Raw genomic sequence first — 26,307 nt, forward strand, 5'->3', positions numbered from 1 at the left:
TTCGTCACGCAAAATGCGCCGGCACTGCGTGCCGTTGCATCGCCGCGGCCATCGCCTGCGGACCATTCCTGTATTCCTGACGGCGAGCCGTCATGCCACTCGATGCTGCCGACTGCGCCATACGCAGTGCCGCCGAGTCCATCCCAACCGTGCCACCCGTTGCTGCCTGCCCCGACATTCCTGACTGCCCCTCCGCACGACCGCCAGAGCCGCCGCCATCGCCCCCACCCTGCGGATGGCCCACGCCCGCCAGCGGACGCCACGGCCAATGCACGATCTCCGCGCCCACTCGGCGATAATCGATCGCCGCCGGGGCCGTCGGATACGCCGTCACGACGCATCCACCCAAGGCATCGGCGCGCGCCAGACGCACCGCATCGCGGGAGATCACGCCCGCCGGCGACAGCGATATGCCCAGATAGCGCATCGCGACGCCTTTCAGATTCTGATAAGCGGTCTGCGCATCGATCGGCTGCGCCACGCGGTTGAACAGCAGGCGGAACTGCTGGATGCCTTGCGCGAAATGCAAGCGCTTGATCAAACCGTAGGTGGCCGGCATCGCTGCCGGATCCGCATCGAGGACGATCAAAACGTCGTGCGCCTGCGCTGCCAACGGCGTCAACGCACCGGTCTCTCCAACACGCGCATCCACCAGCACCACGTCGAGCGCACCGTTCATCGCCGCCGCCTGTTCGTCGCCGCGCCAGTGACGCAACAGATCGGCCTGATCGTCCAACGGTGCCGGCGCGCCGAGCGTCGGCACGCCGCGTTGCATCTCGTCGTCGAACGGCGACAGTACGTCATCCAAAGCAATGCGCTTTTCCACGATGTCCGCCAACGACGCCGGATACTGACCCTGCCCGGCGTGCTCGTCGATCACCAAGGCGCGCTTCCCGTGAAACCGCAGCGCCGCCGCCAGGTTCCGTGCCGCCGTGGTCGCGCCGGACGCCGCTGCCGGGCCCAGAACGGTCACGATACGCAGGGGACGGCGCGCCACCAGGCGGCGCAATCCTTCGGCTTGGTCGATAACGAACTTATCCATGCGAACTTCCGTAATGTGCCTCGCCGGACGCCGGCTGCGTGCCGACGGTACCCGGATTGGTCGATGCCTGCAGCGCCGACTGGGCGATACGTTGGTCTTCACCAGCGAACAGCATCGCCAAGGCCTCGGCATCGGGCTGGAACGGCGAGACCCGGTGCGGATCGCTGAAGGCATTGTCGATCAAATATCCCCGACGAGCCACTCGCAGATCCTCCGGAACCTTTTGGCCGTTCGACACATAGTGCACGGGCAGGCGATGACGCATGACCGTGTCCAGCGCGGCACCGATGCCGTTCGATTCGTCCACCTTCGTGATGATGCAGCCGCTCAAGCCACTTTCGGACTCGCCGGCATTGCCGCCACCCGCCGCATTGATCGCCGAACCGTAAGCGCGGACGACTTCGTTCAGCGTGTCGCCATGACTCGTCGCGTTCAACAGCAGCAGCCGCTTGACCGGCATCTGCGCACCGCGCAGCATGGCCACCTGCTCCGATACCGCACGGTCACGCTGGCTCATGCCGATCGTATCGATCAGCACCATATGCTTGTTGCGCAGCTCGGAAAGCACCAGGCTCAGGTCCGATGCATCCTTCACCGCATGCACCGCCACGCCGAGGATCCGACCGTAGATGCGCAATTGTTCATGCGCGCCGATCCGATACGAGTCCGTCGTCAGCAACGCCACCCGATCGGCACCGTGGCGCATGACCGCGCGGGCCGCAAGCTTCGCCGTGGTGGTCGTCTTGCCGACACCGGTCGGCCCCATCAGCGCGAACACCCCGCCGCGCTCCATCAACGCGTCTTCGTTGTCCAGCACCGGCAGATTGCGCTCGAAGGTCGCCCTGACCCAGGCAAGACCTTCTTCCGCCGTGCCGACCGCGGGCAGCTTGTCGAGCATCAAGCGCACCAGCTGCGCCGAGAAACCGCACGCCAGCATCATCTGCGTCACGCCATTGCGTACCGGGTCGCGACGGATCCGCTCGCTCTGATCGATCGCTTCCAACTGCAAGCCCAAGGCACCACAGAGATTGCGCATCTCGTCCAGCACGGCGCTGGCACTGCGCGGGCTTGTGGCGGTGTCACTGCCATTGGCCGATGCCGATGCCGATGCCGATGCCGATGCCGATGCCGATGCCGATGCCGATGCCGATGCCGATGCCGCGGGAGGGACCGCGTCCGCCGCCGGTGCGGCCGCCTCGAATGCGTCGGCAACTGTCTTGTTAATCGGGGACGGTGCCGGAACGTTGCCGGCGTCCGCATCGACGCCGAATGCATCGTTCAGCAGCGACGCGCTCGCATCCGCTGGCGCGGCGGCGACGTTTGACTGCGCACCAGGCGCCACGCGCGCATCCAGCGGCGCATTCCCGGCGCTATCGGTCGATGTGCCCGCATCCGTCTGCGCGGCGTCGCTGGCGATCGGTGCCGCTACGGTCGCTTCTGCCGCTGCCGCCGACGGGGCGCTTGTGTGTGCGCCATCCGCCTGCAGCGCCGCATCGACGGCCATCTGCGACATCGGCTGCATGGCGCGCAGGCTGGCCGTCGGATTGCCGATGGCGGGATGCGAGCCGGGGAAGGTTGCGAACGACGCCTTGACGCGGGTCGTCGCGGCATAACGCGTCGAACCGTATTCGCGCGCCGACAAGACCGCAGCCGGCGCAGTCGACGTTTGCCGGCTGTGCGGTGCGGCCGCCGTCACGTCCGCTTGCGCGGCGGGATCGGCCAAGGTGGGCGCCGACGGGATCGCCGTGTCCGCCGTGTCCGACGGCGTCTCGACATCCATCAGTGCCGCCTCGGGCAAAGGCGCGCTGTCCTGTTCCTCGCGCGGCATCGTTGCCGGACGCACGATCACTTCGCCCGCGGTGCCGAGTCCGCGCGCGACGGCTTCGCTCGCGGTCATCGGTGCCGGTGCGCTCGTGTGCGCTTGCAGTCCGGCCGCATCACGAGCCAAACGTGCGAGCGTCTGAACCTCGGGAATGCCTCGTTCCGCCCGGGCCAAGCCGAGTACATGGGCTTGCGCCGCGGTTTCGTCGTCGCGTTCCGGGCGCGCCAGACCCGCGACGCCGGACAACGACTGTCCGCGTTCCGCCGCGCGCGCGAACGGCACGGCCGGTTCGTCGAGAAAATAGTCCGGATGCAGATGCGCCGCGTCGTCGCGGTCATCCTCGCTGTGCATGTCGTCATTGCCGTATTCGACGTCGCCGTAGGTGGCAGCATGGCCGAACGCATCGCGCTCCGCGTGCTGATCCTGGCCGTACGCCTGACGGGCTGCGTCGTTCATCGCCGCCGCGCTGCCCGGCCGCGCATCGGCCTCAACAGCTGACGGGCGAGCTTGGCCGCCAAATTCGCTTTGCTGGGTGTCTCGGTCTCCGCCTTGCCTGGGTGACCTCGCTTCGCCGGTCCAGCCGGCGTCAGCCAATCCATCGGCCCCCGGCTGTCCCGGAATCCCACCCGCTGCAGACGCCGCCGGGCTTCCCCGCAGTGCGGCCGCCGCGGCTTCCGCCTCTTCCCGCGCGCGACGTTGCTGCAAATAGGCTGTCTGGGTCGCGCGATGGACGTAAGCCAGCGCCGAAGCGCCATCGTCGCCCACCGCCTTCGCCGCCAGCACGCCGGGCAAGGCGCGCGTACGGTCCTGCCCGTTTGCATTGTCCAAATGCGTCATGGGGCTATGCAGTCCCGGCACGGGACGATACGGCGTCGGCGCGCGCAGCGCTTCTTCCGCCTGGGCCCGCAGCGCGTCGTCGCGCGTCTCGACCGGTTGTGCCAGGCGCCGATCGCGATCGGAGCGCTCGGCAAGCGGGGCTTCATCGCGTGGCGTGAAACGCCGACCTTGTTGCGCACTTGTCGGGCCATCGAAACCCGGCTGCAGCGTCGGAAAGGCCCGACGCGCAAAACCGCCTGGAAGATCGTCGGCCTCGTCCGCCGGACGACCCGGGCGCGCTTGACCCATTCCGCCGCCCGCACCGCCTGCCGTCGAAGCCGGCGTCCGCGCGGGTTCGAACGGACGACCACGGCCCGTGAAACCAAAGGGGTTCGATTGATTCGGCTGGTTTTGCTGCATCGGCGACGGCTGCGAGGGCGCACCGAAGGCGCTCGGTCCATACCCTTCGAACGGCTCGACATCGTCGAACGGATCGGCTTCCATCGGCATCGACGGCGCACTACGCAACGCCGGCTCGACACGAGTCGGTGCGTCCGCGGGCGGCGACGGCGGCACCGAAGCGGCGGCGGACGACAGCGCCGATGGATCTTCGACGATGCCGCTCAGCGAATCTTCCGTCAACGCGACCAGTTCCACGCCACCGTCAACCACCCGGTTCGACAAGACGACCGCGTCGGCGCCCAATTCCGCGCGCACCAGTTTCAGTGCTTCACGCGACGAGGGAGCGAAGAATTTACGGACTTTCAAACCTGACCTCCGATCGTAGTCGTCACGCGGATCGTGCGGCTATCCGGCACTTCCGCATAGCTCAGGACCTTCAATTGCGGCATGCTCCGACGCAGGAAGCGGGCAAGCAGGGACCGCAACCCGTGCTGTACCAGCATCACCGGCGGGAAGCCTTGATTCTGTTGCTGCATCAGCGCGTCCTGCGCCTGCTGCAGCAGTGTATTCGCCAGCCCCGGCTCCAGACCGCCGCCGTTGCCGTTAGACAACGCTTGCGACAGGATACGCTCCAAACCCGGCTCCAGACCAATTACATACATTTCGCCATTGCCCGGCGCGACTTGCTGCGTGATCGCGCGACCCAACGCCAAGCGCACCATTGCCGTCAATTCGTACGGATCGCCGACCTTCGGCGCATGTTCGGCCAGTACATCGAGGATAGTACGCATATCGCGAATCGGCACGCCTTCGTCGAGCAGCCCCTGCAGCACCTTCTGCAGCGTCGTCAGCGAGACCACCTTCGGCACCAGATCCTCGACCAGCTTCGGCGCATCGCGCGAGATCCGATCCAGCAACTGCTGCACTTCCTGGCGACTCAGCAATTCCGATGCGTGCGACGTGATCAGATGGTTCAAGTGCGTGGCCACCACCGTGCCCGCGTCAACTACCGTATAGCCCAACAACTGAGCCTGTTCGCGCATGCCGATATCGATCCAGACCGCCGGCAGACCAAACGCTGGATCCCGCGTGGGCGCGCCTTGCAGCGGACCACTGACCTGTCCCGGATTGATCGCCAACCACTGGCCCGGGAACGCATCGCCGGTACCCACTTCCACACCATTCAACGTAATCCGGTACGCATTCGGCCGCAACTCCAGATTGTCGCGGATATGCACCACCGGCGCCAGGAAACCGATTTCCTGCGCGAATTTCTTGCGAATGCCCTTGATCCGCTTCAACAGCTCGCCTTCCTGCGCAGCATCGACCAGCGGAATCATCCGATAACCGATTTCAAGTCCCAGCGGATCGACCAACTGCACATCATCCCAGCTCGCTTCGGTGTTTTCGGGATTGACGGCGTTTTCGAGGATCGGCTTCGGCGCGGCCGCCTCGGTGGCGCGACGCTCCGCCAACTGGCGCATCTTGCGTGCCAAGAAAAACAGACCGCCACCCAGCAGACCAAACGCCAGATGCGGCATGCCGGGGATCAGGCCCATGCCGGCCAGGATACCGCCGGTGATCGCCAGGACCTTCGGGTTCGTGAACAGCTGACCGGTGATCTGCGTGCCGACGTCCTCGTCCGTCGCGACGCGGGAGACGATCACACCGGCCGCGGTCGAGATCACCAGGGCGGGGATCTGCCCCACCAGGCCGTCACCGATCGTCAGCAAAGTGTAGTTCGAGGCCGCGTCGCCGACAGCCATATGGTGCTGGACGACGCCGATGATCAGGCCACCGACGATATTGATCGCCATGATCATCAGCCCGGCCACGGCATCGCCGCGGACGAACTTCGACGCACCGTCCATCGAACCGTAGAACTCGGCTTCCTGCGCCACGGCGACGCGACGCTTGCGGGCGTCCGTTTCATTGATCAAGCCGGCGTTCAGATCGGCGTCGATGGCCATCTGCTTGCCGGGCATCGCATCCAGCGTGAAGCGCGCGGACACTTCGGCGATCCGACCCGCGCCCTTCGTGATCACCATGAAGTTGATGATGACGAGGATGGCGAAAACGATGATGCCGACCGCGTAGTTGCCGCCGACAAGGAAATGGCCGAATGCCTCGACCACCTTACCCGCCGCGTCCGGGCCGGTATGGCCCTCCATCAGCACGATCCGCGTGGAGGCGACGTTCAGCGACAGGCGCAACAACGTCGAGAACAGCAACACGCTCGGGAAGGCGGAGAAATCGAGCGGCTTTTGCGTGTAGAGGCTGACGAGCAACACCATCACCGACAGCGCGATGTTGAACGTGAACAACAGATCGAGGATGAAGGCCGGCAGCGGCAGGATCATCATCCCGAGGATCATGATGATCAGAATCGGACCGGACATCCCCCGCAGTCCGGCGCCGTTGGCGCCGGCAGGCATGCCGAGCATCGCAGTCAGGCGATTCATGCGACGCTCCTTGCGATCATCCGCGCGGCATCGCGTGCGGAGACGGCGTGCGCACGTGCGTCACGGGCGCCTTGGGGCGTCCGATCGGCATCGCTTGGGCTGGAATGGCGCACTGGGGACTCTCCGCTGGGATTCTGGGGAGGGCGCGTTCCGCGACAACCGCGGTGTGCCGCATTCGACTGCGGCGCTACAGACGCACTCCGACGGAATGCATTATTACGGGAGGACGCCAGCGGCGATCGAACGATAAGGTGGCGGAAATCCCCTTACTTCTGCAGATCGGCGCCCGCGGCGGGCGCCGGCCGGGCGCGTCAAGGCGCGCCGGTCTCGCGGATGCTCGACGGATCGACGTCGCTGACGGCCTCGTCGGCCATACCGGCCGGGCCGCCGCGCGTTCCGCCACCGGCGGCGGCTTTGGCCTCGGCGGCGTCGGCGGCCGCCGCATCGAGTGCCGCGTCGTCTAAATCGCCGTCGCTTCCCGACAACGACTGCGCGCTGACGGCCAATTCGTCCGGGACGAGGACGTCTCCGGGGCGATCCGGATATTGTCCGCCCTCGGCGTGCCAGCGACGCAACTGGAATACCCAGGCCAGCACTTCGGCGACCGCACCGTACAGCTGCGCGGGAATTTCCCGGTTCAACTGCACGTGCTTGTAGAGCGAACGCGCCAACGGCGGCGCTTCCAGCACGGGTATGCCGTTTTCCTTGGCGATTTCCTTGATGCGCGCCGCCACCAGATCGGCGCCCTTCGCCACCACGCGCGGGGCCCGCATGCCGTTGTCGGCGTAGCGCAAGGCCACCGCGAAGTGGGTCGGGTTCGTGATGATGACGTCCGCGGTGGGAATCTGCGACATCATCCGGCGGCGTGCCATCGCGCGCTGCTGCTCGCGGATCTTGCCCTTGATATGCGGATCGCCTTCGTTTTCCTTGTACTCGCGCTTGACCTCTTCCTTGGTCATGCGCAGCTTCTTCGCGTGCGACCACAGCTGATAAGGGACGTCCGCCGCCACTAGCAGCAGCATCGCACCGACCGTGGCGGCACAGACGACGCCGACCATATTCGCCGCGTGCGGCAGCGCCACGCGCACCGGCTCGGTCAGCAGACCGATCACATCGTCCTTGTAATGGAGCGCCACCAAGGTGGCCACGGTGCCAACCAGCACGCACTTTGCGATGCCCATGCCGAGCTGCGCGAGAGCGTGGGTCGAGAACATCTTGCCGAGCCCGGAAATGGGGTTCAGTCGGCCGAAATTCGGCGCCAGCGGCTTGGTCGTCAGCAACCAGCCGCCCAGCGCCAACGGCGACAACAGCGCCGCGAGCGTGATCGCGATCAGGATCGGGCTGATCGCCATCGCCGCCAGCGTCAGGGCATCGCTGGCCCGATGCAGCATCTGCGTCGGATCCTGGCTTGCCGCGCGATCGAAGATAAAGGCGTGCCGAAACAGCTGCGAGAACTGACCGAGCAGCGACCCGCTCATCATATAAACGCCACCGAAGCCCACGGCCAACAGCGCAAACGTCGACAGTTCGCGCGAACGCGCAACCTGCCCGTCCTCGCGCGCCTGCTCCAGCCGCCGGGGTGAGGCTGACTCGGTTTTTTCGAGATCGCTATCTTCTGCCACGCGCGCTCCGCAGCGGGCGGACGTCGGCCCCGATGGCCGCGCTGTCTCCGCCCCTTTCCTGTCCTGACACTTCCTGCCGAACCCCGCCCGTCCGAACGGGACGGGGTTGTCGACAGAAGGCATTATCGGGTGTCGTACGCAACGCCCATCCGACGATCAGACAAAAAAAGACGGCGCATTTCCCGAAATCGGGCCATGCGCCGTTGGAGTGAGACCGGTATCAGCCGCCTGTCGCGTGCACTGCCCGCAGGGAGTGGTCGCGCCAGGTCGGCGGTAAAGCAGCATCGGAAACGCCGGGCCGCCGATGCGGATCAACGAGACAGATCGAACGATCGATCAGAATCCGAGTTCCGTCAACAGATCGTCGACCTGACTTTGGTCGGTGACGATGTCGGCACGGCCTTCCGGATTGATCTGCGGACCGTTCAGCAAGGACGGTTCCTTGTCTTCGGCCTTGACGCCGCTGACGATCTTGATCAACTCGGCACGCCGTTCGGGCGAGATGTTTTCCAGCAGCACGCCCAGCAGTTGCTGTTCGATGTGATGGACGACGTCCATCACCTTCTTGATCACCTGGCCGGTCAGATCCTGGAAATCCTGCGCCATCATGATTTCGAGCAACTGGGCATTGATCGTTGCCGACTGTGCCGACGTCGTTTGCAAGAAAGCACGCGTTTCGTTGACCAGCGTGCGCGAGGCGTCGATGTCCTGGGGCGCGTCATACCATTTCTGCCAACGCCCATCCAGCGCATTGGCTTCCTTGTTCAACTTGTCCGCCAGCGGCATCGCCACGTCGGTCGCGTTCAACGCGCGCTCGGCAGCCTGCTCCGTCATCGCCGCGATATACGTCAGTCGATCCCGTGCATCCGGGATGACTTCGGCCGCCTGCTCGACCTGCTTGTCGAGGCCCAATTCGCGCATGCTGTCGCGCAGCATGCGCATCAGTTGTCCGATGCGGGCCGTCATCCGCTCCGCCGGATCGGCGGAATCCACACCGGTACCGGATTCATGGCCCGCAGCAGCAGACGCGACGGATGCCGTCGAAGCTGGCTGATCGGCCGCGTCGGCAACGGGTGCCACCTGCATGTCGGTCTTTACTTCGCCTTTGGCGGGCGGCGCCCCGAACAGTTCGTCATCGATATCCACGACCGCATCCTCGCGCTTAGTCATCTCACGCCCCAGCCTTCGCCATCTTCTCGCGGATCTTGGAGATCTTTTCGTCGAGAATCGCGGCGGTGAACGGCTTTACCACATAGCCACTCGCCCCGGCTTGCGCCGCGGCGATAATATTTTCCTTCTTCGCTTCCGCCGTGACCATCAACACCGGCAAATGTGCCAGCGCCGGATCGGCACGGATCGCCGTCAGCATCTGCAGCCCGTCCATATTCGGCATATTCCAGTCGGAAATAACGAATTCGTACGACCCCGCCTTCAGCTTAGCCAGCCCCATCGCGCCGTCTTCGGCTTCATCGACGTTGCTATAACCCAATTCCTTGAGGAGGTTCCGCACGATGCGACGGATCGTCGGAAAATCGTCCACCACAAGAATCTTTATCGAAGTATCCATCGTTTGCGCCTCTGAAAACCTGTACTTAATCTCAAATTAGTGAGCGCCCTATCCTGCCGTCCGCCGGATGCGCCGCGAGAAACACATCGGTCTCTCGCAGACCCACCCGTCTAACGCCGTTTCATAGGATATCGGCATGAATCCGCATGATCTTGAGGGCAGATTGCACTCAATCGCGTACTATACGCGATGTGCGCGCTCGCCCATCGACAGCAATTTCTGCATGACGTGGTGCGTCATTTGCTGGACCGACACCGACTCACACGCGGCACCGATCAGCACCGCTTCTCGCGGCATCCCGTACACCACGCAGCTGGCCTCGTCCTGCGCAAAAGTGTAGGCGCCGGCGCGACGCATCGCACCCATTCCCACCGCGCCGTCCTTGCCCATTCCCGTCAAGATAACGCCGATCGCGTTCTTGCCGGCAAACTCCGCCACGGAATTGAATAACACGTCGACCGAAGGGCGGTGCCGATTGACCGGCGCCGCATCGCTCAAGGCCGCCACGTAGTTGGCGCCACTGCGCGCCAACGACAGGTGGAAATCGCCCGGTGCGATATACGCATGGCCCGGTAGCAGCCGCTCGCCGTGCTCCGCTTCCTTCACGGCGATCCGGCACAAGGAATCCAGGCGTTTGGCAAAGGACTTCGTAAAGCCGGCAGGCATATGCTGCGTGATCAACACCGCCGGAGCGTCCGACGGCATCGGCATCAGCACTTCCTTGATCGCTTCGGTACCGCCGGTGGACGCGCCGATCGCGATCAGCTTTTCCGTCGATACCAGCATATTGCGCAGCGGCGACACCGCTGCCGGCGCGCCGGCTGGCGCCGCGGCGCCAGCGGCTGCGGGCGCACGTGCGGCGAGAGGCCGCACCTTGGCGCGCGATGCGGCGCGGATCTTGTCCGCAATGATCTGCGTGTAGTCCAGCAGGCCGTCGCGGATGCCGACCTTCGGCTTCGACACGAAGTCGACGGCACCGAGTTCCAGCGCGCGCATCGTGATTTCCGAGCCGCGCTCCGTCAGCGACGACACCATGACGACCGGCGTCGGGCGCAAACGCATCAGTCGTTCGAGAAAATCGAGACCGTCCATCCGCGGCATTTCGACGTCCAGCGTCAAGACGTCCGGATTGTGCTGCTTGATCAGTTCCCGTGCGACGAGGGGGTCCGGCGCCGTGGCGCACACCATCATGTCGGGCTGGCTCGAGATGATTTCCGTCATCAGGCTGCGTACCAACGCGGAATCATCGATGCAAAGGACGCGAATCTTCGGGGTAGACATCACATCGTCTCAGTAATGGTTTTTGTTGTTGGCGAAGCCGGCGGCGTCGCGGGCGCCGGGCGCCGGATAAAAAGTTCGACCCTCGACTTCGGCGCGGGCGCGGCCCCCGAAGTGACCGCCGACGCCGTGGCCGTCGCGCCCGCCACGGCCGCGGTTTTCGTCGACGTCACGCCGGAGGTGGCTGCGGCCGGACGCGGCGCGGTGCCGCGCGCGGCGGCCCCGAACAGCTGCATCGTTTCCGGGGCGCGGCGCGCATGCCGGTCGCGCATCGCACCCATTTCTTCGGCCATTGCCTTTTCACGTTGCGCCAGCTCGATCTCCGCGGTGCGGCTGACCGGATCGGTCACGCGCACGTCCAGCGGCAGCTTGCGCACCATGGCGCGCCCGCTCGTCGGCATATAGGCAACCTTGCGCGGGTGCTCCCCTTGTAGATCCTCGGCGACGATCCGAATGCCTTCGAGCGCCAGATAACGGCGGACAAAGCGCGAATTGTCGTCGCCGATATTCAAGGTGTGCATCCGCTTGAGCACCGCGGCGCCGCCGAACACCTTCGCTTCGAGCGAGGCACGGCGCGCGCCGCGCTTGATCAATTCGTTGATCAGCACTTCCATCAAGAAGGAGCCGTAACGCATCGCGTCGGACAAGGCGCGCGACGGATCGCCGCCGCCGTCCGGCAGCATGAAATGGTTCATGCCGCCCAATCCCGAATAAGGATCGCGAATACAGGCGGACACGCAGGAACCCAGCACCGTCGTCAGCACCATATCGTCGCTGGTGACGAAGAATTCATTCATCAACAGCTTGACGCCCGGCTTGCCGAAATCCATATCCTGATAGAAATGGTTGGCTTGCGGCAGCGCACTCATCGACGGTTACCCGCAAGCGCAGCGGCACGACTGTCGCCGGCGGCAAGCAGATTCGACGAGGCAGCCGGCTCCGACGTCCGCTCGTAGACCGTCTGTCCCTTCAAGCGGAACGCCGAGGTCATATACGAGAAGTTCTCCGAGTGTCCAGCGAACAACAGACCGCCCGGCTTGATCAGCGGCGCGAACGTTTCCAGGATGCGCGCCTGCGTCGGCTTGTCGAAATAGATCATCACATTGCGACAGAAGATCACATCGAACGGGCCCTGGCGCTGCACCTGCTGCCACGGCGGTGCAATCAGATTGCACTGCTCGAACGAGACCATCGCGCGCAGCGCATCGTTGACGCGCACACGACCTTCGCGCGAGCCGGTGCCACGCAGGAAAAAGCGTTGCAGCCGCCCGGTGGGAAGACCCTTGACCTGGTCCGCCGTGTAGATACCGGCCGATGCCGTCGCCAGCGCCTGCGTATCGATATCGGTGGCGAGCACCTTCGCCTGACCCTGACGTCCCGCCGCTTCGGCCAGCGTCATCGCGATCGAGTACGGCTCCTCACCGGTCGACGCGGCGCAGCACCATACATTCAGCGGCGACGTATGCTTGGCGGCGAATTCGGAGAGAATCGGGAAATGGTGTCCTTCACGGAAAAACGCGGTCAGGTTCGTCGTCAGCGCATTGGTGAACGCTTCCCACTCCTGAGGATCGCGGCTGCGCTCCAGATTATCGAGATAGGTCGAGAACGATGGAATCCCCAGCACGCGCAGGCGGCGCGCGAGCCGGTTGTAGACCATGTCACGCTTCTGGTCCGACAGGGAAATCCCCGCTTCCCGGTAGATCAACGCGCGAATACGGGTGAAGTCATCAGCGGTGAACGGGAAATCGCGCGCCGCTTCAAGGTCGCTGCTAGAGATTCCGGTCACGGCGGAACCGCCGGACAAGCCGTGGCCCGAGGACGTAGGGGAGGACTGTGCATTCGTACGGGACGAAGGCGACAGCGAGCTGGGCGCAGTGCGGAACGCAGTCATGTCAACGCATCAATTCAAGACAACCGTTTAACCGGCCCGGACTGGCGGCTCGTTGCGGCATCTTCGCGCCGCGCCGCCAACCGGACACATCTTCGAGCGGCCCACGGCCCACTCACCGCAGCGCGCCTCGCGCCCAGCCCCAGCTCCTTCGTGCATGCGCCGGTGCGCTTCACTGCGGGACCGATCACGCTCATTGGCCGGCGTGGATGATCCCGTCGATGTTCCTGAACGGTCCGTGATACGAGGTGACGCTTATTAAAACGACTCCCACTCACCTTCCGCCGTGCTCGCCTTGAACGCGCGCGTGCTGCTGCCGATCGGCGCGGACGCCTGTTCGGCGGCCGCCGCGGGTGCCGACGTTGCCGTCGACGCACGCTTGCTGCTCGCGGCGGTCGATACCGCGGCTGCCGCCGATGCAGTGCTGGCCGCGGCCTTCGCGCTACCCGCCGACGATCCGGCACGATCGGCGATACGATTTGCCACCCGACTCTTCAACTTCGGCTTCGATGCTGCGCCACCAACCGGCTTCGCGATCACGACCGGCGCCATCGTCGGCGCCACGCGGGCCGCAGTCGATCGTGCCGCAGCCGCGGCCGTAGCCGGCGTCGACCCCAGCTGATCCAAACGATAGTGGCCGAGGGCCGTATTCAATTGCCGCGTCTGCTCTTCCAGCGATGCGGCCGCGGCCGCCGCCTCTTCCACCAAGGCAGCGTTCTGCTGCGTCACGCCATCCATCTGCGTCACGGCTTGATTCACTTGCTCGATGCCGCCGCGCTGCTCTTCGGACGCGGCGCTGATTTCGCCCATGATGTCCGTCACACGCCGCACCGCCTGCACGATCTCGTTCATCGTGGCGCCGGCACGCGCCACCAATTCGGAACCGCTGTGTACTTTCTGCGCCGAATCACCGATCAGCGCCTTGATTTCCTTCGCCGCCGCCGCGCTGCGCTGCGCCAGACTGCGCACTTCGCCCGCAACCACCGCGAAACCACGCCCTTGCTCACCGGCACGAGCCGCTTCCACCGCGGCGTTCAGCGCCAGAATATTCGTCTGGAACGCGATGCCTTCGATGACGCCGATGATGTCGACGACCTTGTCCGAGCTGGCCGTGATGCCCTGCATCGTCACGACGACTTCGCCCACCACCTCACCGCCGCGCGACGCGATTTCCGACGCGTTGGCCGCCAATTGGCTGGCCTGCCGCGCGTTGTCGGTGTTCTGGCGAACCGTCGTCGTCAACTGATCCATGCTCGACGCGGTCTGCTGCAACGACGCCGCCTGCTGTTCGGTACGCGACGAGAGGTCCGTATTACCCGCGGCGATTTCGCGCGCGCCGACACCGATACTGTTGGCGCTCGACGTCACCGTGCGCAGCGTGCTCGACAGACCGTGCTGCATCGCATCGATCGCTTCGAAAACCCGGCCCATCTCATTACGCGAGCCATCGCCATACGTATTGTCGACGCGCTGCGACAAGTCGCCGGCCGCGATCCGGTGGAATAAACCCGTCGCGGCATCCAGCGGCGCAATGACCTGACGGCGCAGCAACCACAGCGTGGCCAGTCCGAATCCCACCGCCACGATCAGCGCGACGACGATGGCGACATCGAGCATCGATAAACGGTCATGCGCGGCGCTCAGCATCTCGTTGGTGGAGGCCTGCAATGTCGCACCGGCACTGCCCATCTGGCCGGCGGCGACCGACACGTTCTGCGCCATCGTCTCGATCGCGCCCGTTGCCGCACGCAAGGCGAAATAGCCGACCGCACTGCCGCACACCAGCATCAACACGAAAATACCCACCACCGCCTGCAAGGTGGCCCGGATCGTCAACTGTTTCATCTCTGGTCCGTGCTCCGATCAAAACCGGTTCTACTACCCTTCGGCGTCGCGCCCAACTACGGGGCGCGACCTGTAATGCCATACCGACAGCTTACTGACACCGGCAGTGGACAAAGCCTCGAACAGAGGGGCTTTTCCACTGCCTTTCAATCTGCTTCCGTGCGATCAGGCCGCGACGTTGTCCATCAGCGCCATTTCATCGCTGGTCATCAGGCGTTCGATGTCCATCAGAATCAACAGACGATCGTCGATCGTGCCGAGGCCCGTCAGATATTCGGTATTCAGCACCGAACCGAATTCCGGCGCCGGCTTGATCTGTGCATTCGACAGCGTCAACACGTCGGACACACCGTCCACCACCATGCCCACCACGCGCTGCGCGACGTTCAGGATGATGACCACGGTCTGGTGATCGTATTCGACCGTGCCGAGATCGAACTTGATCCGCATATCGACGATCGGCACGATGACGCCGCGCAGATTGATCACGCCCTTGATGAAATTGGGTGTGTTGGCGATGCGCGTCACCACTTCATAGCCGCGGATTTCCTGGACTTTCAGGATATCGATACCGTATTCCTCGCCACCCAACGTGAACGCAAGAAATTCCTGCGCGACGCCGTCGCCTTTCAGGTGGTGCTCGATGACCGCGAGCGGCGCCGCGCCGCGTTGGCTGGACTGGACGAGTTCGGTGCTCATATGTCTTCCTTTCCCTGGATCGCGTGACGTTTAATATGCCACGCACTGTCATATCGATTGAAAATTACGCACTTACCGCAATGCGACCGTCGGTCGCGCCCGCGTTACGCGGTGCCCCCACATTGCTTTGCGCACGAGGCGTCATATGCATTAGCGGCATCACCTGCCTGAAACTTGAATGACGGCGCGAAATTCCGCGCCCGTCCTCCGCGTTCGCTTTATTCCGCTACGGGCAGGCTCAACAAATCGTCCTTGCCTGCGCGGTTCAATGCGGGCACGTCCAAAATCAGCGCGACGCTGCCGTCACCCAGGATCGTCGCGGCGGAAATACCGAACACCTTCCGGTAATTGGTTTCCAGATTCTTCACCACCACCTGATGCTGACCGAGCAATTCGTCGACCATCATCGCAAAACGCTTGCCCTCGGCCTGCACGATGACAACGATGGCCTTCGTCGGATCGGTGCGCGCATCGTCGACGCCGAACACCTTGTGCAATGCGACGATCGGCAGATATTCGCCGCGCACGCGCAGCACCCGGCCGTTCTCGCCCTGACCCGCGATCGTGAAGATCTCGTTATCGGTCGGCTGCATCGACTCCATGACCGAATTCAGCGGCACGATGAAGGTCTCGCCGCCCACCTTGACGGACATGCCATCGAGGATCGCCAGCGTCAGCGGCAGCACGATGCGCGTCGTCGTACCGTTGCCCTGACGGGTCTGGATCTCGACGTGGCCGCCCATCGACTGGATGTTACGCTTCACGACATCCATGCCCACACCGCGCCCGGAGATGTCCGTCACCTGCTCGGCCGTCGAGAAGCCCGGCATGAAAATCAGCTGGGCGACTTCGTCGTCGGTCATGGCGTCGCTGACGGCCAGGCCTTGCTTCTGCGCCTTCGCGAGAATCCGCTGGCGATTCAGGCCGGCACCGTCGTCGGACACTTCGATGACGATATTGCCGCCCTGGTGTTCCGCGGACAGCACCAATTCGCCTGCCGCTTCCTTGCCGGCGGCCAGACGCACGTCCGGCGTCTCGATGCCGTGATCCAAGCTGTTCCGCACCAAATGGGTCAGCGGATCGATGATGCGTTCGATCAGGCTCTTGTCCAATTCGGTGGCTTGACCGAACGTGACCAGATCGACCTTCTTGCCCAGCTTCGACGCCAGATCACGGACCAGACGCGGGAAGCGACTGAACACATAATCCATCGGCATCATCCGGATGGACATGACCGCTTCCTGCAGATCGCGGGCATTGCGCTCGAGCAGCGCCATGCCGTTGAACAGGCGATCATGCAGGACCGGGTCGAACTTCGAGGCGGTCTGCGCCAGCATCGCCTGGGTAATCACCAGTTCGCCGACCAGATTGATCAGTTGGTCGACCTTTTCCACGCCGACGCGAATCGAGCTGCCTTCCTGCGGCGCGCCGCCGCTCGGCGCATTGCGCGGCGTGACGGTCGCGGCCGTCGCCTGCGGCGCGCCCGCAGCGGCAGGCGCGGTGACCGCTGCCTGCACGGCCACGGCCGGCACCGGTGACATCGACGGTGCCGTATCGGTCTGTGCCGAGACTTCGGCGGCGTCCGCGCTCTCGGCGGCATGGGCCGCGGCCTCGGCGGCGGCTTGCGCCTCTCCGCTGGTCTCGACTTGCGCCGAGGCGGCCGCCGCGGCAGCGCCGCCGTGGTCATAACTGACTTCGATCTGGTCTTCGTCGATGACGAAACAGCACACGGCGATGATGTCGTCCGGCGAGCAATCGCTCTTCAGCCAGACGCTCAACACATTGCCGGTCTGGACGCGCGCCGTAACGGTGCCGAGGTTTGCCAGTTCATCGACGAGCAGCGACTGGTCGCCTTCCTTGACGTCGATCAACCGCACTTTCAGATTGCCGTGGTCACCGCCGCCAGCCGGTGCCGCGGCCGGCGCGGCCGCAGGCGCCGCCGCGGCAACCGACGCCTCCGCGGATGCGGCGATGGCCGGCACGTCGACCCCGGCGATTTCCTGCAACTGACGAATCACATGTCCCGGAGCGGCAGCGGGATCGGTCGTATGGTACGGGTCCGGGACCGGCGCAGCCGGCACCACTGCTGCTGCCGCCGGAGCGGCCGCCACTGCCGGCGCGCCGACCGGCGCCTGGCTGACGGCTTTCAATTTTTCGCCGAGTGCGAGGCCGAGCGCGCGGTCCGGCTCGATGGTGCCGCCCGACTCGCGGTAGGCGCGAAGCTGGACTTCCAGTACGTCCTTCGACTCAAGGAACACATCGACCATGTCCGTGCGCAGCGCCAGCTCACCGGTACGCGCCTGGTCCAGCACGGATTCGAGCACGTGCGTGGTTTCGGCGAGGACGCTGAAGCCGAAGGTGGCGGCGCCGCCTTTGATCGAGTGGGCCGCGCGGAAAATCGCGTTCAACTGTTCCGAATCCGGATGCTGGACGTCGATGCCGAGCAGCAAGCGCTCCATTTCAGTGAGCAACTCGTCCGCTTCGTCAAAGAACGTCTCGTAAAACTGGGTGATATCGAGAGACATGACCGTTGGATCTTCCGGCTGAAAAACTGTTTGTTTCGCCTGCGCGGGTTTCCCGCACCGGGTTTTGCCACGCGAAGAGCCTTGCCCGAAACCCCTCGGACGCTCCTCAGCGTTGGCGCTTACCACGGGTAACGGCACGACTAGGCCTAAACTTCAATCGCTTTGCGAAAATTTTCGCGGCGCAAGACGAATCTGTCGCGAAATCAGGAAGCGATGCTGCCGCGTACGCTGACCAGGACCTCGGTCAGCACTTGCGGATCCAACGGCTTCAACAACCAGCCGCTGGCGCCGGCTTCGCGCGCGGCGGCCTTGAAGTCGTCGCCATCCTCGGTGGTTAGCAACAGGATCGGCGTCTCGGCGTACGGCGCCAGATGGCGCAGACCGGCGATCAATTCGAGCCCGGTCAGCCCCGGCATATTGTGGTCGGTCAGCACCAGATCGAAAATGCGGCCACCGGCGGCCGTGGCGGCGACGGCCTTCTCCAGCCCTTGCCGACCGTCTTCCGCCAACGTCACCGCATAGCCGGCCGCGGCCAGCGTGGCATCGAGGATCAGACGCATCGCCGGGGAGTCGTCGACGGCCAGTACGGTGGGTTTCGTCGTGCTGTCTTGGTTCATGATTTACTCGTGATCTGCTTGTTTGGCGCCTCAGGGCGCGGCTGGGGAGGCGGCTTGACTATTGGGTGCGCCAATCGACGTCGACTGCGCCTGCGCGCTGCGGGCGTTGTCGAGCACCGCCGGTCGGGCACGATCATTCATCAACTGTCGCTCCGACCGCCGGTTCAATACGAGAATACTGATACGGCGGTTGCGTGGATCGACGGCATCGTCGGGATTGAAGGGATTCGTATCCGCCAGCCCGATGACGCGGAGCACCCGATCCTGCGACATGCCGCCTGAAATCAATTCCCGACGCGACGCATTCGCGCGATCCGCCGACAATTCCCAGTTGGTATAACCATTGGCGCCACCGGCATAAGGCGTCGCATCGGTATGCCCTTCAAGGACGAGGCGATTCGGCACCTGATTCAGCACCGGCCCCAATTCGCGCAGGATCGCCCGCATATACGGTTCGACTTCGGCGCTCGCATTGGCGAACATCGGACGGTTCTTCGAGTCGACGATCTGGATGCGCAAGCCGTCACGGGTGACGTCCAGCACGATCTGGTTGCGGAACGCCTTCAGCGCGGCATTGTTGTCCAAGGCGTTTTGAATACGCGTCTGCAAGCTGCGCAAATTGTCGTCCTCGGCATCCTTCTGGATCACCGTGTCCGGCGAGGACGTCGGATCGGGGGCGATGCCCGGCGCCGATACCGGCTTGCCGGCATTGTCGTTGGACGTGGTGTCGCTGGTCGAACGCGCCCCATCCACCTTGCGCTGCTCGCCGTCGCGACGCGTGATATCGGTACCGCCGCCCTTCAATACGCTGCGCCCGTCGGCGGCACGATCGCCGCCGAGGAGAGAGACCTTCAACGGCTGCTTGAAATAGTCGGCGATGCCTTCCAGCTTCGCGCCATTCACGGAGCCCAGCAGCCACATCAACAGAAAGAACGCCATCAGCGCCGTCATGAAGTCCGCATACGCGAGCTTCCAGCCGCCACCGTGCGACTTGGCGCGTACGGGGCCGCCGCGGCGAATGACGATCGGACGTTCGGGGCGCGTTTCCATCAGCGCGACCTCACTTCTTCCTTGACTTCCCTGACGTGCGCTTCCAGCTCGGCGAACGTCGGGCGCTCGCTGCTGAACAGCACCTTGCGGCTGAACTCCACGGCGACGGACGGCTGATAGCCGTTCAAGTTCGCGAGGATGCCGACCTTGATGCACTGCAGTACTTTCGTCGACTCATCGACGCGCTGCTCGACCAAGGACGCCAACGGCGCCACGAAACCATAGGCCAGCAGAATCCCGAGGAAAGTCCCGACGAGCGCCTGGGCCAGCAGCACGCCCAATTGTGCGGGCGGCAGATTCGCCGACGCCATCGTATGGACCACGCCCATGACGGCGGCAACGATACCGAATGCCGGAAGGCCATCGGCGGTTTTATGCAGACACTGCGCCGGCACCTCGCCTTCGGCGTGATGCGTCTCGATTTCCTCGTCCATCAGATTTTCGAGTTCGAAGGCGTTCATGCTGCCGCTGACCATTAAGCGGAAATAATCGACCAGGAAATCGCGAATGACAGGATTACTGGTGATCCGCGGATAGGCTTTGAAGATCGGACTGGCTTCGGGGTTCTCGATATCGGATTCGAGCTTCATCAGCCCTTCCTTCCGACCCTTTGCCAGGAGGCGATAGAGAATCGCCATCAGGTCCATGTACAACTGCTTGTCGTAATGGGTACGTCGCAATAGTGTCGGCAGGACGCGCAAGGTCGCGCGAATCGACTTGCCATTATTGCCGACGATGAAGGCGCCCAATCCCGCACCGGCGATCATCAAGAATTCCGCGGGCTGCAGCAGCGCGGCGAGATGGCCGCCGACCAGCGCATAGCCGCCGAACACCGAAACCAACGTGACGAGATAACCGACAAAAACCAGCACACCGTTCCCCTTGTGGTGCAATTCCCGCTATTTCAAGACAGTGCGATCCAAATCGGATCCCACCGGACACCGCGCGTGCCGCCATCGGACGCCGAACGCGTCCGACACCGCCGCGCCCGCCATCCATCATGGTCAAGCGCCCGAGTCTAGCAGGGTGTTACGGCCGCAAAGGGGAATTTCTGAAGGGTCGACTTCACGCCGAGAGCGGCGCCAGCACTTGCGCGGTCTCCGCCACCGCGTTGAGGGCGAGGTCCGCCATCGTCACGGCGTCCACTGGCATCGTGACATCCGCGTTGATGACGGCCCGCATTGCCGCATCCACGCTGGCGTCCATCGCGCGGCGAGATTGCGCCCGCGTCGCCTTCGACACTTTCGCGACGTTATCCAGCCCGCCACGCTTTGCCGCGCCGGCGTCATCGCGCTCGTCGTGCGGCAGCAGGGCCGCCATCACCGCGTTTTGCTCGACCAAGGCCTCGATACTGATCGCGTCGCTGTCGGCAACGGCCGCAAAGGCCGCTTCCATACCAACGTCTTCCGTCGCGATCGCATCGTCCGCCATCGCTTCTTCGGCCGCGATACGGCCGGCGCGCGTCTTGCCGGCACGCGACGGAGGTTGGCACAGACCGCAGACCATGCCCTGCTTCGGATCGTGCGCATGGACCACGAACTTACCGCCGCAGCGCGAACACGGCGCCGACTGCAACATGCCGCTATCGAAGAAGCGCAACAGCGTCCAGGCACGCGTCAGACCCAGCACCGCTTCGCCACCATGCAGTGCCACGTGCTCCAGATACAGACGGTAGGCACGCAGCGTTGCCTGGATCGGCTCGCAGCCGGCTTCGTCGACCATGAAGCGGTACGTGTTGTAGAACATCGACGAGTGGATGTTCGGCTGCCACGTCATGAACCAGTCCGTGGAGAACGGCAGCATCCCCTTCGGCGGCGACACGCCGCGCACTTCCTTGTAGAGCTTGATGAGGCGCTCGCGGCTCAAACCCACTTCCGCTTCAAGCACCTGCAGTCGCGCACCCAGTTCGATCAATTCGATCGCCAACGTGATTTCGCGCGCTTCGAGGACGACACTGCGGCTGGCCATGGCTGTATCAAATGTAAAAGTTTGTTAGCCGAGCTGCTCAGCAGGCTGTCCTGCAAGCAGAATAGCGGTGTGCGAAGAAGCAGAGTCCACGCTCTTCGTCGTATGGGTCAACGACGACAGTAATGCGTGGTCGTCGAAGCGGAAGCGGCAGAGCAGTTGATTGGAGGACGCCAGACGCACGGTCTGGGCCAACGTCAAGCTGACGAGCACGTCGGCGATCTGCTCGGAGACGCCCAGGCGGAACATTCCCATCGCCTTGTCATCACGCAGCAGGCGTTGGCAGAGCATCAGGTACGACAGATTGACTTCCCTGAGCTCATCGAGTGTGGAATTGCCGAAACTCATGTTCAGTCCCCAGGTGGGCGATAGGTTGACCGTCATCAGCGCACTGTCGCTCTGGGTCAGCCGGTAACTTGGCATCGCCGTGGTTGCGTCTCGTGCTGCAGTGAAGGCATTGTCGCCAACCGGAAGGGCGCCGCATATCGGAAGAAGATGCCTATTCGTGTACAGCGTTTTTCTCACACGCTGTAAGAACATTTCCTACATTTTACTTCGACTTCCCGGGTAAAACCACGCGGAGCCCTGTGTTTACTGGTTCTCGGCTCTTGGCACTAACGGCCCGGGCGCGCAGGACTTTAGGGTGTAAGGCAGAAATTTTTTCGACCTGCGCTGCCATTCGGTAAAACCTGCCCGAAAATACTTCCGGAAAGTAGCAAATTCACCACGATGACCGGTGTTTTTTTGCGACAATAGCGCTGAAACCCCCGTAATACGGGCGTTTGAATCAATCTGCGACCGACAGTCGCAAGCACCCCTGTTTTGTAGGAACAGTCAATTTTACCGAAAAAAATCAATTACAAGAGACTTGAACGGTCACCCTTCAGAATGTGCCCTCCGTGGCCGCTAAACAGCACAGCTTGGTGAAACACGTACGCGATGCTCTAATCGATCCCTCAGGGCGAGGTGGGCGAGGACCTCGATCAAAATGAAGACACCACCGCGCGTGCAAACCAATTAATATTCCGTTCTGCCAGCAACGCTTGATCAGGTGCGAGCGCGAAAGCGCCCGCGCGGCGGCACTCTGACAGAGACAGTAGTAAGTGGGCGAAAGAACTGCAAGCGTTCCTGGCCGCATTGAAAAGAATCGCATGCGAGATCCCATAATGACGAACATCGACCCGGCCCGCGCCGGAGACGCGGCGAACGTCTACCTTGGCCGGCAACCGATCATCGACCGTAACGGTGGATTGGTCGGCTACGAATTGCTCTACCGCAGCAGTTCGCGCAATGCCGCGCTGGTCGCGGACGATACCCAGGCAACGTCGCACGTTATTGCGACGATGTTGGGTGAGTTCGGCATGGGCACCGTTCTGGGCAGCGACATCGGCTATATCAACGTCAATCGCGACATTCTGTTCAGTGACCTGCTCTCGGTGTTGCCGCCGCGACTGTTCGTGCTGGAGATTCTCGAGTCCGTCGAATTGGACGAGGCGCTATTGCGGCGCTGCAAGGAATTGCGCTCGCTGGGTTTCCGTCTGGCATTCGACGATGTCTCGATCAACAGCATCGAGGCGCTGGCCTATCTGCAGCACGTCGATGTGGCCAAGGTCGACTTCTTCCGCTGTTCGAAGACGGACTTGCCCAAGGTGCTGGCGATGGTCAAGCGCGCAGGCTGTATCGCGCTGGCCGAGAAGGTCGAAACGCTGGAAGCCTATAACCTCGCCCGCTCGCTCGGCTTCGATCTGTTTCAGGGCTATTTCTTCTCCCGCCCTGAAGTGCTTTCGTCGCGTCGCCTGCTGACGGACCGCGTGCCGCTATTGAACCTGCTCGGCCTGCTGGGACGCGACGCCGGCGTGCCGCAGATCGAATCCGAAATCAAGCGTATCCCCAAGCTCATCGTGCAGTTGCTGCGTTTTGCGAACAGCGGTGCGCATAGCCTGGCGCGACCGGTGACCTCGTTGCGCGAAGCGACGCTGGCCGTCGGCATTCGACAGATCTCACGCTGGACGCAGTTGCTGCTCTATGCGAACAGTACCGACAATCCGATCCGGACCGACCCGCTGATCCAGATGATCGGGATGCGCGCGCGCTTCATGGAATTGACGACCGAATTCCTCTATCCGGGCGAAGAGGACTTTGCCGATCAAGCGTTTATGACCGGCGTGTTCTCGATGGCCGAATCGATGTTCGGTTCGACCAATATCGACGTGATGAAGGAACTGCGCATTCCGCCCGTCATCGCGGCAGCCATCGGCCCGGAACGACAGGGCAAGTTGGGGGCCCTGCTCGCTTGTGCGGAAGCCGTCGAGCGCAGCGAAGCGGAAGGCATCGAGATCGCATGCGAGCGGATGCCCGGCATGGAGCCGGAAGATGCAGGCCGCATCAGCCTGGCGGCGCTGCGTTGGATCACGCAGTATTCGCTAAACGTCTAAGGAGACTGGAAGGTCTGCACGACCAGCCAGATATTGGCCAGGGAAATCGCGACGAAGAAGACCCACGCAACCATCTTGGTGAGCCAGCCGTTCGCCAAGGCGCCCATCAACGTGCGGTCATTGGTCATCCGGATCAGCGGCCATAGCGCAAACGGCAATTGCAGGCTCAGGACCACCTGGCTTGCCACCAGCAACATACCGATCGCATGATCACCGGCCCAGGCCACGCCGATAAAGGCCGGGATCAATGCGAGGCCGCGCGTGATGATGCGGCGCTGCCAGCACGGTATCTTCAGCCGCAGAAACCCTTCCATCACGACCTGTCCCGCCACGGTGCCGGTGAACGTCGAACTCTGCCCCGATGCCAGCAGCGTCAACGCGAACAAGGTCGCCGCCAGACCGGTACCGACGATTGGCGCCAGCAGTTTGTAGGCGTCCTCGATCTCGGTCACGCCCTGATGACCAGTCGCATGAAACGCGGCGCCCGCCAGGATCAGAATTGCGGCATTGATCAGCATCGCCAGAACCAGCGAGCCAATCGTATCGATCCGCAGCAGACGGATGGCATCGCGCTTCTGCGGCAAGGCATTGCCGGCGACGCGCGTCTGAACGATCGACGAGTGCAGATACAGATTATGCGGCATCACCGTCGCGCCCAGAATCCCGATGGCGAGATAGAGCGGTTCCTGCGACGACAGCGTCTGCCACGACGGCACCAGGCCGGCGGCCACTGCAGGCCACTGCGGCTTGACCCAGAACAGCTCGACGATAAAGCCGATGCCGATGGTCGCGATCAAACCCAACATGATCGCTTCCAGTTGCCGAAAGTTCTTCCCCTTTAGACCGAGCACGATCAGCGTATCGAGTGCCGTCAGTGCGACACCCCAGCCCAGCGGAATGTGCAGCAACAGATGGAAGGCCAACGCGCCGCCCAATACCTCGGCCAGATCGCAGGCGATGATCGCGATCTCGGCGAGGGCCCATTGACCATATGCCACCGCGGGACGATAGCGCTCGCGCGACAACTCGGCGAGGTCGCGCCCCGTGGCCACGCCTAGGCGCATCGTCAGGCATTGCAGCACCATCGCGACCACGCTCGACAGCACGACGACGAATAACAGGCTATAGCCGTATTTCGAGCCGGCCTCGATGTCGGTCGCCCAGTTCCCCGGGTCCATATAGCCAATCGACACGAGCAGGCCCGGACCGGCGAATTTTGCCAAGCGAGAGAACCACGGCGCATCGGGCGCAATCTGGACGCTGCCACGCACCTCGGACGGACAGAACGGCGCGGTGGCCGTCGTCGGCAGCTTGAAGGGGAACTTGAAAATCGGCAATTGACGTGAGCGCTTTATAACGCGGTAGCGGAGGTTGATCCCGAACGGACTATGCTGCGGGCATGCGCTGACGCCCTCGCGAAAATGTCTTCACCGAGGGGATCATCGTGGCTGCCATTTTGCGTCAGAAGCGACCCTGTAGCAAGGCGACGTCGAACGCGGGAAGGCAGCGTGCCTTAGGCGCGCTGCGGGCGTGCATACCCGTCCGCAATCCACTTTTCGGCACCGCGGACGTTGAGCTTGTAGTCCGGCTCGACGGTGACTTCGGCGAGCAGATCGTTATACACATCGAACGCGCGCAGGATCGCGTGCGGTTCGTATTCATCGGGAACGATATCCAGCGTGACGCGAATGCGCCCGGATTCGTGATCGACATCCACGTTCTTGTGCAGCATCGCATGCATATGCTGTTCATGCCGCCGGCGTACCTCCGAAGCGGTCTTGACCAGCACCTGGAACGCGCTCGCATCCATCGGCTTGGGATTCTTCTTGTCGCGCCCCATCGTCCACGGTCCCACCAAGGACGGTTCGGGTTCGCCGTCGAGGGTCATGGACACCGCCCAGCCTTCATCGTCTTCGTTCTTGATGACTTGCGCGGTCCAACCATCGTCCTGCCAGAGGCGCGCTTCGCGAATGGCACCGTCGCCCTCCGCTTCCTGCGCTTCGTTATCGAGATCGACATCGACGGATGGGAGCGCGTCATCCGGCTTCGTTTCCGTGTCGCGCGCTGCTGCATTTCCTACTGATCGTGGCATGTGAGTCCCTTTCCGCCTGCTGACATCGCTGCCGCTCCCATCACGCCCATGCCGACAGGCAGAAGCGTTGCATCGGGCGCGGCCGCGAGGAGGGGAAGTATACAGCCTGGCGCGATGTTGCCGCCGTTCGGTAGCCGCCAGGCACGGTGATGAGATCGAGCGCGTTCACTATGCGCCCTA

19 protein-coding genes and 1 pseudogene are annotated in these 26,307 nt (G+C 63.5%); 1 reads left to right on the forward strand and 19 read right to left on the reverse strand.

The window, feature by feature from the left end; translation table 11 throughout:
• Positions 1-4: 4 nt before the first annotated feature.
• From ABEG21_RS25080 to flhD, 17 genes and pseudogenes are all read right to left on the reverse strand, one after another.
• Positions 5-1,042 carry a MinD/ParA family protein gene (locus ABEG21_RS25080; protein WP_347558311.1) on the reverse strand — a complete coding sequence of 346 codons (1,038 nt, stop codon included), beginning with the start codon at positions 1,040-1,042 and terminating at the stop codon, positions 5-7.
• Positions 1,035-4,448 carry a flagellar biosynthesis protein FlhF gene (gene flhF, locus ABEG21_RS25085; protein WP_347558312.1) on the reverse strand — a complete coding sequence of 1,138 codons (3,414 nt, stop codon included), beginning with the start codon at positions 4,446-4,448 and terminating at the stop codon, positions 1,035-1,037. The genes ABEG21_RS25080 and flhF overlap by 8 nt, the downstream gene beginning before the upstream one ends.
• Positions 4,445-6,544 (reverse strand): flagellar biosynthesis protein FlhA, encoded by a 2,100-nt coding sequence (gene flhA, locus ABEG21_RS25090; RefSeq protein WP_347558313.1) that lies wholly within the window; start codon positions 6,542-6,544, stop codon positions 4,445-4,447. Before flhA ends, flhF begins: the two co-directional genes overlap by 4 nt.
• Before the next feature lie 311 nt (positions 6,545-6,855).
• Positions 6,856-8,166: a flagellar biosynthesis protein FlhB gene (flhB, locus tag ABEG21_RS25095; RefSeq protein ID WP_347558314.1), complete on the reverse strand. Its 1,311-nt coding sequence runs from the start codon at positions 8,164-8,166 to the stop codon at positions 6,856-6,858.
• Positions 8,167-8,502: 336 nt separating this feature from the next.
• Positions 8,503-9,336, reverse strand: coding sequence for a protein phosphatase CheZ (cheZ, locus tag ABEG21_RS25100; RefSeq protein ID WP_347558315.1), 834 nt, complete (start codon positions 9,334-9,336; stop codon positions 8,503-8,505).
• 1 nt (position 9,337) lies between these two features.
• Positions 9,338-9,733 (reverse strand): chemotaxis response regulator CheY, encoded by a 396-nt coding sequence (cheY, locus tag ABEG21_RS25105; RefSeq protein WP_024904038.1) that lies wholly within the window; start codon positions 9,731-9,733, stop codon positions 9,338-9,340.
• A 180-nt stretch (positions 9,734-9,913) separates the two neighbouring features.
• Positions 9,914-11,014 (reverse strand): chemotaxis response regulator protein-glutamate methylesterase, encoded by a 1,101-nt coding sequence (locus tag ABEG21_RS25110; protein WP_347558316.1) that lies wholly within the window; start codon positions 11,012-11,014, stop codon positions 9,914-9,916.
• The gene (cheD, locus tag ABEG21_RS25115) at positions 11,014-11,880 is read right to left on the reverse strand and encodes a chemoreceptor glutamine deamidase CheD (protein WP_347558317.1); all 867 of its coding nucleotides are present in this window, start codon (positions 11,878-11,880) and stop codon (positions 11,014-11,016) included. Before cheD ends, ABEG21_RS25110 begins: the two co-directional genes overlap by 1 nt.
• Positions 11,877-12,902 (reverse strand): CheR family methyltransferase, encoded by a 1,026-nt coding sequence (locus tag ABEG21_RS25120; protein WP_347558318.1) that lies wholly within the window; start codon positions 12,900-12,902, stop codon positions 11,877-11,879. Before ABEG21_RS25120 ends, cheD begins: the two co-directional genes overlap by 4 nt.
• A 255-nt stretch (positions 12,903-13,157) precedes the next feature.
• Positions 13,158-14,744 carry a methyl-accepting chemotaxis protein gene (locus ABEG21_RS25125; RefSeq protein ID WP_347558319.1) on the reverse strand — a complete coding sequence of 529 codons (1,587 nt, stop codon included), beginning with the start codon at positions 14,742-14,744 and terminating at the stop codon, positions 13,158-13,160.
• A gap of 165 nt (positions 14,745-14,909) precedes the next feature.
• Positions 14,910-15,443, reverse strand: coding sequence for a chemotaxis protein CheW (locus ABEG21_RS25130; protein ID WP_347558320.1), 534 nt, complete (start codon positions 15,441-15,443; stop codon positions 14,910-14,912).
• A gap of 218 nt (positions 15,444-15,661) precedes the next feature.
• Complete coding sequence (gene cheA, locus ABEG21_RS25135; protein WP_347558321.1) at positions 15,662-17,968, reverse strand: chemotaxis protein CheA; 2,307 nt, start codon at positions 17,966-17,968, stop codon at positions 15,662-15,664.
• 203 nt (positions 17,969-18,171) lie between these two features.
• A complete protein-coding gene (locus ABEG21_RS25140) occupies positions 18,172-18,585 on the reverse strand; it encodes a response regulator (RefSeq protein ID WP_347558322.1) in 414 nt (137 codons plus the stop codon).
• A gap of 30 nt (positions 18,586-18,615) precedes the next feature.
• Positions 18,616-19,635, reverse strand: a complete 1,020-nt coding sequence (gene motB / locus ABEG21_RS25145; RefSeq protein WP_347558323.1) for a flagellar motor protein MotB — start codon at positions 19,633-19,635, stop codon at positions 18,616-18,618.
• Positions 19,635-20,507, reverse strand: coding sequence for a flagellar motor stator protein MotA (gene motA / locus ABEG21_RS25150; RefSeq protein ID WP_347558324.1), 873 nt, complete (start codon positions 20,505-20,507; stop codon positions 19,635-19,637). The genes motB and motA overlap by 1 nt, the downstream gene beginning before the upstream one ends.
• Positions 20,508-21,093: 586 nt before the next feature.
• Positions 21,094-21,603 (reverse strand): annotated as a pseudogene (gene flhC / locus ABEG21_RS25155) (flagellar transcriptional regulator FlhC); the annotation flags it as partial.
• Positions 21,604-21,627: 24 nt separating this feature from the next.
• Positions 21,628-21,948, reverse strand: coding sequence for a flagellar transcriptional regulator FlhD (gene flhD, locus ABEG21_RS25160; RefSeq protein WP_347559097.1), 321 nt, complete (start codon positions 21,946-21,948; stop codon positions 21,628-21,630).
• Positions 21,949-22,766: 818 nt separating this feature from the next.
• On the opposite strand from flhD, the gene ABEG21_RS25165 reads away from it, so the two are divergent.
• A complete protein-coding gene (locus ABEG21_RS25165; protein WP_347558325.1) occupies positions 22,767-24,035 on the forward strand; it encodes an EAL domain-containing protein in 1,269 nt (422 codons plus the stop codon).
• Here the strand turns inward: ABEG21_RS25165 and ABEG21_RS25170 are convergent.
• The gene (locus ABEG21_RS25170) at positions 24,032-25,372 is read right to left on the reverse strand and encodes an Nramp family divalent metal transporter (protein ID WP_347558326.1); all 1,341 of its coding nucleotides are present in this window, start codon (positions 25,370-25,372) and stop codon (positions 24,032-24,034) included. The two genes, ABEG21_RS25165 and ABEG21_RS25170, sit on opposite strands and share 4 nt — an antisense overlap.
• 176 nt (positions 25,373-25,548) lie before the next feature.
• Positions 25,549-26,127 carry a hypothetical protein gene (locus ABEG21_RS25175; protein ID WP_347558327.1) on the reverse strand — a complete coding sequence of 193 codons (579 nt, stop codon included), beginning with the start codon at positions 26,125-26,127 and terminating at the stop codon, positions 25,549-25,551.
• Positions 26,128-26,307: the final 180 nt, after the last annotated feature.

The organism is Robbsia sp. KACC 23696 (genome assembly GCF_039852015.1).
Classification (GTDB): Bacteria; Pseudomonadota; Gammaproteobacteria; order Burkholderiales; family Burkholderiaceae; genus Robbsia.

Bases quoted from the DNA above. Each gene is read 5' to 3' on its own strand.
- ABEG21_RS25080 (WP_347558311.1), bottom strand. From the start codon at position 1,042: ATGGATAAGTTCGTTATCGACCAAGCCGAAGGATTGCGCCGCCTGGTG.
- flhA (WP_347558313.1), bottom strand. From the start codon at position 6,544: ATGAATCGCCTGACTGCGATGCTCGGCATGCCTGCCGGCGCCAACGGC.
- cheZ (WP_347558315.1), bottom strand. From the start codon at position 9,336: ATGACTAAGCGCGAGGATGCGGTCGTGGATATCGATGACGAACTGTTC.
- cheY (WP_024904038.1), bottom strand. From the start codon at position 9,733: ATGGATACTTCGATAAAGATTCTTGTGGTGGACGATTTTCCGACGATC.
- ABEG21_RS25110 (WP_347558316.1), bottom strand. From the start codon at position 11,014: ATGTCTACCCCGAAGATTCGCGTCCTTTGCATCGATGATTCCGCGTTG.
- cheD (WP_347558317.1), bottom strand. From the start codon at position 11,880: ATGAGTGCGCTGCCGCAAGCCAACCATTTCTATCAGGATATGGATTTC.
- ABEG21_RS25120 (WP_347558318.1), bottom strand. From the start codon at position 12,902: ATGACTGCGTTCCGCACTGCGCCCAGCTCGCTGTCGCCTTCGTCCCGT.
- ABEG21_RS25125 (WP_347558319.1), bottom strand. From the start codon at position 14,744: ATGAAACAGTTGACGATCCGGGCCACCTTGCAGGCGGTGGTGGGTATT.
- ABEG21_RS25130 (WP_347558320.1), bottom strand. From the start codon at position 15,443: ATGAGCACCGAACTCGTCCAGTCCAGCCAACGCGGCGCGGCGCCGCTC.
- cheA (WP_347558321.1), bottom strand. From the start codon at position 17,968: ATGTCTCTCGATATCACCCAGTTTTACGAGACGTTCTTTGACGAAGCG.
- ABEG21_RS25140 (WP_347558322.1), bottom strand. From the start codon at position 18,585: ATGAACCAAGACAGCACGACGAAACCCACCGTACTGGCCGTCGACGAC.
- motB (WP_347558323.1), bottom strand. From the start codon at position 19,635: ATGGAAACGCGCCCCGAACGTCCGATCGTCATTCGCCGCGGCGGCCCC.
- flhD (WP_347559097.1), bottom strand. From the start codon at position 21,948: ATGAGTTTCGGCAATTCCACACTCGATGAGCTCAGGGAAGTCAATCTG.
- ABEG21_RS25165 (WP_347558325.1), top strand. From the start codon at position 22,767: ATGACGAACATCGACCCGGCCCGCGCCGGAGACGCGGCGAACGTCTAC.
- ABEG21_RS25175 (WP_347558327.1), bottom strand. From the start codon at position 26,127: ATGCCACGATCAGTAGGAAATGCAGCAGCGCGCGACACGGAAACGAAG.